General features: G+C 62.8%; 2 protein-coding genes. One reads left to right on the forward strand and one right to left on the reverse strand.

Features of this window, described 5'->3' with window-relative positions; genetic code table 11:
* Window positions 1–74 precede the first annotated feature (74 nt).
* On the reverse strand, window positions 75–10,616 hold the full coding sequence (locus tag KGA83_RS23745) for a peroxidase family protein (protein ID WP_223531056.1): 10,542 nt from the start codon (window positions 10,614–10,616) through the stop codon (window positions 75–77).
* A 669-nt stretch (window positions 10,617–11,285) separates the two neighbouring features.
* Here KGA83_RS23745 and KGA83_RS23750 point away from each other — a divergent pair.
* Window positions 11,286–13,022 (forward strand): type I secretion system permease/ATPase, encoded by a 1,737-nt coding sequence (locus tag KGA83_RS23750; protein WP_108219123.1) that lies wholly within the window; start codon window positions 11,286–11,288, stop codon window positions 13,020–13,022.
* The last annotated feature ends 5 nt before the right edge of the window (window positions 13,023–13,027 follow it).

The following is a 13,027-nucleotide window of genomic DNA, read 5'->3' on the forward strand; positions in this document are numbered from 1 at the left end:
GAAGGAGAAAAGGAGGGCATCCATTGCCCTCCCCTCTACTGTTCCGCCCTCCTGCGACGGTACTGACCAGGACCTCAGACGACTAGTATGAAGTCCGTCTGATCAACGGCCGCGCTGTTGACACCCACGAGGCGGATGGAGTCCGCCCCGATCCCGACCACCGTGTCCGCCCCGTCAGCCGTTATGCTCACGTTGGTCGCGAACACCGCGCTGGTGACCCCCATCCCCGTGATATTCAGCAAGTCCTGCCCTGCGCCCGGATTGGCTCCGAAGTTCAGGATCGTATCGGTGCCGAAGCCTGGGGCAAACGCGAAGATATCGTTGCCGGCGACGCCGCCACTCATCACGTCGTTACCTGCGCCACCGACGAGGACGTCATTACCCGCCCCCCCCGCGATCGTGTTGTCGAGCGCGTTGCCGGTGCCCGCAAAGTCGCCGCCGCCGCCGAAAAACAGATTCTCGACGTTGGCACCCAGGACGTAGCTCCCGAGCGAGGTCCAGACCGTGTCAATACCCTCACCGCCAAGCTCGCTCACCACGTCCCCAGGGTCGGAGACTTCGTAGACATCGTTGCCGACACCGCCGGTCATCGTGTCGGCACCTGCGCCACCGATGATGAGGTCGTTACCTGCGGCACTGACGAGGATGTCATTACCCGCCCCCCCCACGATCACGTTGTCGAGCGCGTTGCCGGTGCCCGCAAAGTCGCCGCTGCCGCCGAAAAACAGATTTTCGAGGTTGGCACCCAGGACGTAGCTCCCGAGCGAGGTCCAGACCGTGTCGCTACCAGAACCGGCGAGCTCGGTTACCACGTCCCCGAGGTTGTCGACTGCGTAGACATCGTTGTCGACGCCACCGACCATCGTGTCGGCACCTGCGCCACCGATGAGGATGTCGTTACCTGCGTCACTGACGAGGATGTCATTACCCGCCCCCCCCGCGATCGTGTTGTCGAGCGCGTTACCGGTGCCCGCAAAGTCGCCGCTGCCGCCGAAAAACAGGTTTTCGACGTTGGCACCCAGGACGTAGCTCCCGAGCGAGGTCCAGACCGTGTCGCTGCCGGCACCGGCGAGCTCGCTTACCACGTCCCCAAGGTCGGTGACTTCGTAGACATCGCTGCCGCCACCGCCAGCCATCGTGTCGGCACCTGCGCCACCGATCAGGACATCAATACCCGCACCGCCCACGAGCGTGTTGTCGAGCGCGTTACCGGTGCCCGCAAAGTTGCCGCTGCCGCCGAAAAACAGATTCTCGACGTTGGCACTCAGGGTGTAGCCCGAGAGCGAGGTCCAGACCGTGTCAATACCCTCACCGCCGAGCTCGGTCACCACGTCCCCAAGGTCGGTGACTTCGTAGATATCGTCGCCAACACCGCCGGCCATCGTATCGGCCCCCACCCCCCCGATGAGCATGTCATTGCCCGCGTCACCATTGAGGATGTCGTTGCCGCCCAAGCCGTTCAGGATGTCGTTGCCATCACCTCCGCTGGCAATGTCGTCGCCTGCCGTGCCGGTGAATATGTCGGCACCGGCGGTACCGACAAACAGATTACCGACCACTGTCGTTGCGGCAGAGGTGACTAGCTCGAGTGTGCCGAGGTCATCGGTGTAACTCGCGACGACACGCAGTTGCTGACCGACCTGCGCCGGGCTGAGCGTGAAGGTCGTGCCCGTCGCACCGGCGATGTCGGCAAAGATCGCACCGCTCCCCACCTGCCACTGATGGCTGATCACCGAGGTTGTGGTCCCGTCGGCGTCGGTGAACGCATCCGTGGCGGTCAAGGTCGAGCCTAACGTGGGGGTCGTATCGCTGATCAGCACAGTGCCGACCGGTAGGGCGTTGACGGGGCTGCCGCCGAGCGGCGCAGTTGGCGCGGTCGGCGCCGAGAACACACTTTCCAGCACGCCCTGGCCGTCCTGATAGATAGCCCTGACACGTAGCGCCAGTCCCAGCTCAGCCGCGGTCACCGTGAAGGTCGAGCCGGTCGCGGTTCCTAGTCCGCCTCCGAGCACAATACCGATGTCGTCGAAGATACCGGTGCCTGGGTTCGTTTCGACCTGCCATACGAAGGCGATGGGACCGGTGATCGCACCGCCCGTAGTGACATTGTCCGCATCGCGGACGGTGTCGGCCAACACCGTCAACACTTGGCCAACGGCCGGCGTGCCATCGCTGACCCTCAGCAAGCCCACCGGCTCGGCGTTCAAGCCAGCGACGAGAACCTGCGACTGATCGGCGAACTGCAGCCGCTCGATATTGCTGAGGGTGTCGATCCCGTCCCTGCCAACGACACTGTCGGTGACCGTAACGGTGCCGTCGACGTTCTCGATGACGGTGTAGTCGGCCAGAAGGCCGGTGTACAGGGCCGTGTCGAAGGAATGGCCAGGGTTAAGGGGGTCAGGCGCATCCGTCAGGATCTCACGGACGGCGACGAGTTGGCCGGGGTTGAAGGTACCATTGAGCATGAGTGGCACCAACGGGACCATGCTGTCGAACGTTGCGATCTCCGGACCTGTGCCATCGATGTTCTGCCGCACGCTGATACGTACGTTGAGCCACTTGTCGCCGTCGATGAGGTCATCGCCGCCATTGCCTTCGATGATGTCGCTGCCGCCGCCGCCGAGGACGATGTTGCCGGCGCCGAACTGATCGTCTGCCGTGCCCACAATGCCGTCCGGGCCGGCTGCTGCGGTGCCGACGAACGAGCGCAGGCCGCTGACCAGGTCGAAGTTGGTGAGCACGCTGCCCTGAGCACCGGCAGCCGCGATCACGGTGGCATCGGCATCATTGCCGCGCAGGATGTCGCTGAAGTGCGATCCTGACAGACCTTCCACCTGGCGGAACCGAGCCACGGTTGCGGCCAACTCCGGCAGTGGCGGCGCGAGAGCGATGTCGGCGAGGCCCAGGTCGACGCTCACGCCGAACGGGTCGTCCTTGAAGCCGGCCCAGTCGTAACCGGAACCACCCAGGTAGCGGTCGCCCGCGCCGCCGTTGCCGAACATGATGTCGTCGCCGCCTTCGGCCATGAATCTGTCGGGCGAGCCGGTGCCGATGAAGATGTCGTTACCGCGTATCAAGTCGAGCCCGTTCGGGTCGAAATTGTCGCCGGGAGCACCATCGGCGGTTCCCCTCTCGATCCAGTCGTCACCTTCGTTACCCATCAGTTGTTCGTCGGCGATACTGCCCATGATGAAGTCGTCGCCCGCGCCACCGAAGACCTCCGAGGAGTCCTCACCGGTGACGATGAAGTCCTTGCCGAAGCCGCCGAGGTTCAGATTGATGCCGTTGCCACTGTGGATGACGTCGTTGCCGTCGCCGCCATGAATGGTGTCGTCGCCACCCATGTCCGTGATGATGTCGTCGCCGTCGCCCCCGACCATGAAGTCGTTGCCGTTGCCACCCTCGAGGCGGTCATTGCCACCGTCGCCATAGAGCGTGTCATCGCCGTCGCCAGAGATGAGAACTTCATTGCCGGCCGCGCCACCGAGCACCACATGGTCTTCGCCGGTGTACTGCAGGTAGTTGGTATCGGCGCCGACCGTCGCGGGGTTGTCCCGAATCACCAGTGGAGTCAGGGCGCTGCCGCCGACAGGATCGGTATTACCGGGCAGGTCGTCGACGGTGCCTACTATGCCGTCCAGACCGGCAATCACGCTCTCGTTGAACTGCCTGGTCGGGTCGACCTCCAGGGTAAAGGCCGGAGTCAAGAACATGACGGCCGGGAGGTGGGTCGCATCGGTGTTGGCCATCACCAGTCTCGCGAACGAGTTGTTCTCCAACTCGGTGACGAAGTTAAGCCCCGCGTTGCGTTCCAGGTAGTAGAAGCGGTCGGCATTCTGCAGCTTCTCCATCTGGGTCTCGAACACGAAGTTGAAGGTCGAGCCGAGCATGCCGCCAAACGGCATTTTTTCCTCGGCGAGGCCGCCGATCCAGAGGTCGATGTTGTCCAGACCGGTAATGGTGACGCCGGTCGGGCCACTCGCCCAGGCGCCGGTGCTATTGAGGAAGTCCAGTCGGTCCGCCGGCTCGCCGGCGCCGCCCAACACCAGGAGAGAGGCCGCGGCGCGCTTCCCGTCGAGCGTGGTGGCGCTGGTAATGGAGGCGTGCGTGCCATAGGCGGCGATGAAGTTGATCAGCGATTCCGGGTGCTTCAGGTGTTGCACCAAATCGGCCCAGCTGATGTAGGGCTTCAGGTTGCTGTCGCCGGTCGCGGTGTAGAACTCACGACGCGCCTCGTTCAGGGTCGGAAGCCCGGTATCACGGCCGCGCGCGATGTTGAGGGCGGGCAGGTCGAGCGGCAGGCCCAGCAAGTTGTTGCGCACCGCTTCGGTGACGAACTCATCGATCTCGTTACCGACCTGGCGCGTCACGCCGCGGACGATGGCACCGGCCGCCTGCGCAGGGGTCGGGCCGCTGGCCGCAAACGCCAGCGGATTGAGGAAGGCCTGAATCAGGCCGACCTCGCTCGAGACGAAGTTGGGGTCCAGCCGATCGATGGTCTCGACCAGCATCGAGTGGCCGAGGCGGTAGACCGCGTGCGCGAACTCGGCGACGATCGCCGGGTCGATCTCGGTTTGATAATTCTGGTGTTCGCCAAGGAAGGGATCGATATTCGGCTGAATGGTACGCGCGAACTCTTCGAACACCAGGTGCTGGTACTGCATCTCGGTACCGAATTTCGCCGCCTGGAACAGGCGCTCTCCGTTCCAGTGCAGGGCAGCGATCTCAGCCGCGGTTGTTGGCAACACCAACAATTGGGCATCGGGCATCAGCCACTGGTTCAGGAAGCTGACATCGTTGGAGGCGATGGCCACATCCTTGGTGTGCTGGACCAGCCGGTTGTGCTCCGAGTGGAAGATGGAGTGGACGGTGGTCAGGCCGATGTTCTCGTTGACCCGGCCGTCGCCGGCGATGTAGTGCGCGTCGAGCAGCTCGTTGTCGTAGAAGCCTGCGGCCACCGGGCCGCCGGCAACGAGGTCGGCATCAGCCGTCAGTGGCGCACCGGTCTGGCTGTCCACCGGAACGGCGGTGTGGGCGATATCGATGAGGAACTGGTGGCCGGTGCGCACGGCATTGACCAGACTGATCGGCGCAGCAGGATTACCCTCGACGAGAACATCATCGGCGGTATCGGGAATACCATCCGGGCCCGTCATCATGACCATCGGGAAGCCGTTCGGGCCCTTGATGAAATTGCCGTAGGCATCGGTGGCGAGCAGCGGCACGTTGTCGAAGTCGGCATCGGTGAGGTTGATCCCGAGCAGATCATGAGCTTGCGCCTTGACCACTTTCCAGGTAGCCATCCCACCGATTTCGACGTCGTCGGCCGTGCCGAACACGCCATCGGCGCCCAGGTCACGATTGGTGATCAGATTGCCGGTCGCCACCGGCGCGCCGGCGGCATTGAACTCATAGGCGCGCAGGAACACCTGGTGCGAGGGATGCGAGGTATAGGTCTGGTTCTGGTCGACGAACGGCGTGGTGGTGTTTGCAGCCTCGTGGATGTCGTCGGCGGTGCCGAGGATGCCATCGGGCCCGGGCAGGTTGGTGGCCCGCGTCAACACCATGAAGTTGGTCGGGCTGCCCGGAACGAACAGCGGATCGTCCGGCTGCAGCGGAATGAACACCGTGCCGCTGCCACCCTTGGTCACCAGGTCGAGGCCGTGGTCGAAGAACTGACCGAAGAAGGTCATCCAGGTATTGAACGGTGCGGACAGACCTGCGTCCGGCGCCACGTTTGGCATGAAAAAGGTCTGGAACGTCGTGCCGTCGGTACGGGTTCCGGTAATCACCTGCGCACCGTCCTTCAAGACATCGTCAACCGTGCCGAGGATGCCATCCAGACCGGGATCGAACGTGGCCGCGACCGCCGCCGGGTTGGTGGCGGTGTTGTCGACGACCAGATTGCTGATGGTGCGCGGCTGCGAGTCGTTCACCAGGCCGCTGGTCTGGGCGTAAGTGGTGCCCGCCTCCGCCGTATCGAACTGCGCCGGAACCAGTCGCGGGAAGATCGTGTCGGCTGCACCGAACTCGTTCTGAGCCACCACCAGGTTGTTGAACGACCCGTCGACCGTGCGCAGGCCCAAAGGCACCCGTGCATTTGGCAGCATGCTGAGGAGATCCTCACCGGCCGCATTCCTTTCCGCGATCTGAATCTGATCGAGAATGAACTGCAGATCGGCCCGGATATAGTGCACACCGGTGCTGGCGACCGGAGTCTCGACCGGCAGCGGGGCTGCCGGTGGCGGAGCAACGCCGGCTACGACCGCTGCGGTTGGAGCAGAGAACGCCGTCTCGAGCACGCCATTTTCATCCTTATAGACGGCCCTGACGCGCAATTCCAGCCCGGCGAGATCCGGGGTCACCCTGAAGGTCGGCCCGGTTATGTGCGCCAATGCTGCGCCCCCGTCTGCAAGACGGGTGATGTCCTGAAAGACGCCCGTACCCGGGACTGCTTCGAACTGCCAGTAGAAGGCGATCGGTCCGGCGATCGCACCGCCGGTAGCGACGTTGTCCGCATCAGTCACGTCGGCAGCCGATACCCTCAGCAGTTGACCCGTGGTCGGCGTAGCGTCCGGGGTGTTGCTGGCAGCATCGAGTATAGTCAGCAAGCCCACCGGGTCGTTGTTGAGCCCGACCCCGCCTGGCAGGGTGAGCGACTGATCGTTGAACTGCAGCCGCTCCATATTGGTCAGGCGGTCGGTGCCGTCGCGACCGACGACGCTGTCGGCCACGGTGGTCACTCCGCCCACAGTGGTGACGGTATAGTCGAGCAGGTTGCCCGTGAACAAGGCCGTGTCAAAGGCGGGGGCAGCCGTCAGGATCTCGCGGACGATGACGAGCTGACCGGGGTTGAAGGTACCATCGAGCATGAACGGGATCATGGGCTCCATGCTGTCGAAGGTGGCGATCTCCGGCCCGGTTCCGTCGAGGTTCTGGCGTACGCTGATGCGCACATTCAGCCACATGTCGCCGTCGATCAGGTCGTCACCGCCGCGGCCTTCGATGATATCGCTGCCACCACCGCCGAGGAGGATGTTGCCCGCGCCGAACTGATCGTCTACCGTGCCCACGATACCGTCCGGGCCGGCTGCAGCCGCGCCAAGAAACGCCCGCAGACCGGCGACGAGGTCAATATTGGTGAGCACGCTGCCTTGGACACCGGCAGCGGCGATCGTGAGCGCGTCGGCATCATCGCCGGTCAGCATGTCGCTGAACACCGACCCCGACAGACCTTCCACCTGGGGGAATGTGGTATGCACGCCTGCAACTGAAGGCGACAGGGCCGATTGTTCGAAGGCGATACGGCTCATGTCCACAGTCACGCCGTAATGATCATCCTTGTAGGTGGCCCAGTCGAAACCGGACATGCCCAACATCTTGTCCGGGCCCTCACTGCCGATGAAGATGTCATCGCCGCCTTCACCGATCATTTCATCGAAGCCGCCGTCACCGCTGAAGACGTCGTTGCCGCTGATCAACTCTGCCAGCAAAGCCAGTGGCAAGTTACCGGCGAAATTGTCGCCGGGGGCGCCGTCCTGGGTCCCGACCTCGATCCAGTCGTCGCCATCGCCGCCCATCATTTGTAAGTTCAGCCGGCTGCCAAGCATGAAGTCATTGCCGGCGCCAGCGAAGACCTCCGAAAAGTCCTCGCCGGTGACGATGAAATCGTTGCCGGCGCCGCCGAGGATGATATTGGTGCCGTTGCCGCCGTGGATGACGTCGTTGCCGGCCTCTCCGTGGATGACGTCGTCGCCGCCCATGTCGGTGATGATGTCGTCGCCATCGCCACCCTCGAGCTCGTCGTTGCCATAGCCGCCTTCGAGGCGATCATTGCCGGCGTCGCCCCAGAGCGTGTCGTCGCCGTCGCCAGCGACGAGAATGTCATTGCCAGCCGTGCCACCGAGCACCACATGGTCTTCGCCGGTGTACTGCAGGTAGTTGGTATCGGGACCAACCGTGTTGGGGTTGTCGCGGATGACCAGCGGCGTGATCACGACGCCGTTGACGATGATGCCGCCAGTGGGATCGGCATTGCCGGGCAGGTCGTCGACGGTGCCCACTATGCCGTCCGGACCGGCAATCACGCTCCGGTTGAACTGCCTTGTCGGGTCGACCTCAAGGGTAAAGGTCGGGGTCGAGAAGATGAGCGCCGGGAGATGGGTCGCGTCGGTGTTGAGCATCACCATCTTGGCGAACGAGTTGTTCTCGAGCTCGCTCAGGAAATTGAGTCCCTGGGTGCGGTGCAGGTAGTAGAGCCGGTCGCCGTTCTGCAGCTTCTCAAGCTGGTCCTCGAAGACGAAGTTGAAGGTCGAGCCGAGCATGCCGCCGAACGGCATTTTTTCCTCGGCCAAACCGCCGACCCAGAAGTCGATGTCATCAACGCCGGTAATGGTTGCCCCATTTGCCAGGTTGGCATAGACGCCGGTGCTGTTGAGGAAGTCCAGGCGATCCACCGGCTCACCGACGCCGCCCAACACCAGGAGAGAGGCCGCTACGCGTTTCGCGTCGAGCGTGGTGGCGCTGGTAATGGAGGCGTGCGTGCCGTAGGCGGCGATGAAGTTGATCAGCGATTCCGGGTGCTTCAGGTGTTGCACCAAATCGGCCCAGCTGGTGTAGGGCTTCAGCTGGTTGTCGCCGGTGCCGGCGTAGAACTCACGGCGCGCCTCGTTCAAGGACGGGATGCCGGTATCGCGGCCGCGCGCGATGTTGAGGGCGGGCAGGTCGAGCGGCAGGCCCAGCAAGTTGTTGCGCACCGCTTCGGTGACGAACTCATCGATCTCGTTGCCGACCTGGCGCGTCAAGCCGCGGACGATGGCGCCGGCCGCCTGCTGCGGGGTCAGGCCGCTGGTCGCAAACGCCAGCGGGTTGAGGAAGGCCTGAATCAGGCCGATCTCGCTGGAGACGAAGTTGGGGTCCAGCCGGTCGATGGTCTCGGTCAGCATCGAGTGGCCGAGGCGAAAGACCGTGTGCGCGAACTCGGCGACGATCGCCGGATTGATCGTGTCATCGAAGTCCAGGAAGGCGTCGACTTGCGGTTGAACGGTACGCGCAAACTCTTCGAACACCAGATGCTGATACTGCATCTCGGTGCCGAATTTCGCCGCCTGGAACAGGCGCTCACCGTTCCAGTTCAAGGTCGTCAGATCAGCAGGAACAGCCGTGACGGGCGTCAGCAGCCACTGGTTCAGGAACGTCAGGTCGCCGGCGGCCGTTGAGGCGAGGACCGTGTCCTTGGTCTGCTGGACCAGCCGGTTGTGCTCCGAGTGGAAGATGGAGTGGACGGTGGTCAGGCCGATGTTCTCGTTGACCCGGCCGTCGCCGGCGATGTAGTGCGCGTCGAGCAGCTCGTTGTCGTAGAAGCCAGCGGCCACCGGGCCGCCGGCAACGAGGTCGGCATCGGCCGTCAGTGGCGCACCGGTCTGGCTGTCCACCGGAACCGCGGTGTGGGCGATATCGATGAGGAACTGGTGGCCGGTGCGCACGGCATTGACCAGGCTGATCGGCGCAGCAGGATTACCCTCGACGAGAATATCATCGGCGGTATCGGCAATACCATCCGCGCCCCTCATCATGACCACCGGGAAGCCGTTCGGGCCCCTGAGGAAATTGCCGTAGGCATCGGTGGCGAGCAGCGGCACGTTGTCGAAGTCGGCATCGGTAAGATTAATGCCAAGCAGGTCGCGCGCCTGCGCTTTTACCACTTTCCAGGTGGCCATCCCGCCGATTGCGACGTCGTCGGCCGTGCCGAACAGGCCATCGGCGCCCAGGTCACGATTGGTGATCAGTTCGCCGGTCGCCATCGGCTTGCCGGCGGCATCGAGTTCATAGGCGCGCAGGAATACCTGGTGCGAGGGATGCGAGCTGTAGGTCTGGTTCTGGTCGACGAACGGCGTGGTGGTGTTTGAAGCCTCGTGGATGTCGTCGGCGGTGCCGAGGATGCCATCGGGCCCGGGCAGGTTGGTGGCCCGCGTCAACACCATGAAGTTGGTCGGGCTACCCGGAACGAACAACGGATCGTCCGGCTGCAGCGGGATGAACACCGTGCCGCTGCCGCCCTTGGTCACCAGGTCGAGGCCGTGGTCGAAGAACTGACCGAAGAAGGTCATCCACGAGTTGAACGGCGCGGACAGGCCCGCGTCCGGCGCCACGTTAGGAATGAAAAAGGTCTGGAACGTCGTGCCGTCGGTACGGGTTCCAGTAACGACCTGCGCACCAGCCTTCAAGACATCGTCAACCGTGCCGAGGATGCCATCCAGACCGGGATCGAACGTGGCCGCGACCGCCGCCGGGTTGGTGGCGGTATCGTTGACGATCAGGTTGCTGATGGTGCGCGGCTGCGAGTCGATCACCAGGCCGCTGGTCTGGGTGTAAGAGGTGCCCGCCTCAGCCGGGCTGAAGACTGGAGTGGTCAAGCGCGGAAAAAAGTTGTCGGCTGCGCCGAACTCGCTCTGATGCAGACTCAGGTTGTTAAACGTCCCGTCGACCGTACGCAGACCGAAAGCGAATTCCGGACTCGGTATCAGGTCGACAAGCAACTGACCAGCCGAGTTTGCCTCCGCGATGAAAATCTGCTGGAGAATGAACTCAAGATCGGATTGATTAAAGTTGGCCATTTGGATTGCCCTCGATATGTCTGGGTAAAGGCGCGGGACGAGAAAGTCCCGCCGCGCCAAGTCAAGTGCTGGCTTGCGCAGTTTGTTGGTTATGTTTTTTAGCGAGAGCTGGCGTTACCCGGGACCCGGGATACACGTCTGGAATTCGCGAAATGAGTTGCTCGCCGGGTGATCAGGCAGAGCGAATTCGAGCCCTGGGCGGGCCATGGAATCTGGAAGTGAAGGCGAACGTCCTGGACAGTCCCTTTCCTCTGCAAAAGAACGAAATGAACGACATGATTCGGCTCCTCTCGGGAGAATCACCGTGCTTTGCATTGCCAAAGCGATGGCAAGCTTCAGCGGGCGGACCCCCCGATAACTAAGACTAAAGTTCCATAGCAAATCTTTGTCAATATTACGTCGTTAAAACAGACGACTGGTGTCACGCCTCTCAACTAGCTGTTTTTAAAAGACATATAGGAAGTTGAGCGCAGGTATAGAGCAAAATGTTATTTCGAACTGTTTCGCCGCCACCTACGCTGCTGCATAAGGGAGCAACGCAGCGATTTCGCAAGACTCGCCATCCATAGAGCGACCAGCCTGCGTGTCCATAAGCTGTTTACGGAACGACATTTACCGTTAACTGTTGCGCCTCAGGGGCAACCGGCTTTTCGAAGTGGGAGGACCAACATGCCCAAGCAGTCGAGCATCCGTTCCGAACTGGCCGACGCGCTTTTTCGCCTGCGCCGCAGTTTTTACTCGCTGGCAGCGTTCAGCGGCGTCATAAACGTCATGATGTTGACGCCAGCCGTTTATATGCTGCAGGTTTATGATCGAGCCCTGGTCAGTCGCAACGTCACGACCCTGGCGATGTTGACTGTACTGGTGGTAGGTCTGTTCTTGCTGATGTCCACGCTGGAAATGGTCCGCACCCGCGTGCTGATCCGGGTCGGCAACTGCCTCGACATGGACCTCAACCAGCGCATTTTCACCGCTGCATTCGAGCGCAACCTGAGCCGCGCCGGAGGTAATCCGGCCCAGGCGCTGCAAGATCTCGCGCAGGTTCGTCAGTTCGTCACCGGCAACTCCCTCTTCGCTTTCTTCGATGCACCGTGGACGCCGATTTACCTGCTGGTCGCCTATCTGATCCATCCGTTGCTCGGACTGCTCACCCTGATCGGCTCGCTGATTCTGATGGGTCTGGCTTATCTCACTGAAAAGGCGACGCAGAAGCCGCTAGCCGAAGCCAATCAGGCCGCCCTGTCCTCCTCCCTATACGCCAACAACAACCTGCGCAACGCCGAGGTCATCGAGGCCATGGGCATGCTGCCGTCGATCAGCAAGCGCTGGTTCCAAAGCCATTTGCGCATTCTGGAAATGCAGACGCTGGCCTCCGACCGCGCGGCCTTGATCAGCAGCACCGGGCGCTTCGTGCGGATCACCTTGCAGTCACTGATCCTCGGCGCTGGCGCGCTGCTGGCGATCGAAGGCAAGATCACTCCGGGGATGATGATTGCCTGCTCGATTCTCACCGGCCGCGCACTGGGCCCGGTGGAACAGGTCATCGCGTCGTGGAAGCAACTGCTCGGCTGCCGTTCGGCCTGGGGCCGGCTCAACGAGATGCTGCACGACTATCCGCGCCGGCCACCGAGCATGTCGCTGCAGCGGCCGCAGGGCATGCTCGCGGTGGAGAATGTGTATGCCGGCGCCCCCGGTACCAACAACACGATTCTGCGCGGCGTGGGCTTCAGCCTTGTCCCCGGCGAAAGCCTTGGCATTATCGGTCCATCCGCCTCGGGCAAATCCACCCTCGCCCGCCTGCTGGTTGGCGTCTGGCCGGCGCAGGCGGGCAAGGTGCGCCTGGATGGCGCGGACATATTCACCTGGAACAAGGGCGAACTTGGCCCTTGGCTCGGCTACCTGCCACAGGACGTGGAGCTGTTCGAAGGCAACATCGCCGACAACATTGCGCGCTTTGGCGAAGTGGACAGCGAAGCCGTCATCCGCGCCGCCAAGATCACTGGCGTGCATGAGATGATCCTACGTTTTCCGCAGGGTTATGACACCCGCCTGGGCACCGATGGCAGCCCGCTTTCCGGTGGCCAGAAGCAACGCATTGCCTTGGCCCGGGCGTTGTATGGCGAACCTAATCTGATCGTGCTGGATGAACCGAACGCCAACCTCGACGACGTTGGCGAAAAGGCCCTGGTCGATGCCCTGGCCGAACTCAAGGGCCGTGGCGCCACCGTCATTCTGATTTCCCACCGTCCCAACGTACTCTGCGCCGTCGACAAGGTGCTGATGCTGCGCGACGGCGGCGTGCAGATGCTCGGCACGCGCGATGAAGTATTCGCAGCGCTGCGCAAGGCCAGTGTGATGCCGGCAGGCGCGTCGACCCCTCTGGCCTCCGTCAAAGCGCGGGAGTGACCGAT

The sequence above is a fragment of the Pseudomonas sp. GL-R-19 genome, assembly GCF_019956375.1.
GTDB lineage: Bacteria > Pseudomonadota > Gammaproteobacteria > Pseudomonadales > Pseudomonadaceae > Aquipseudomonas.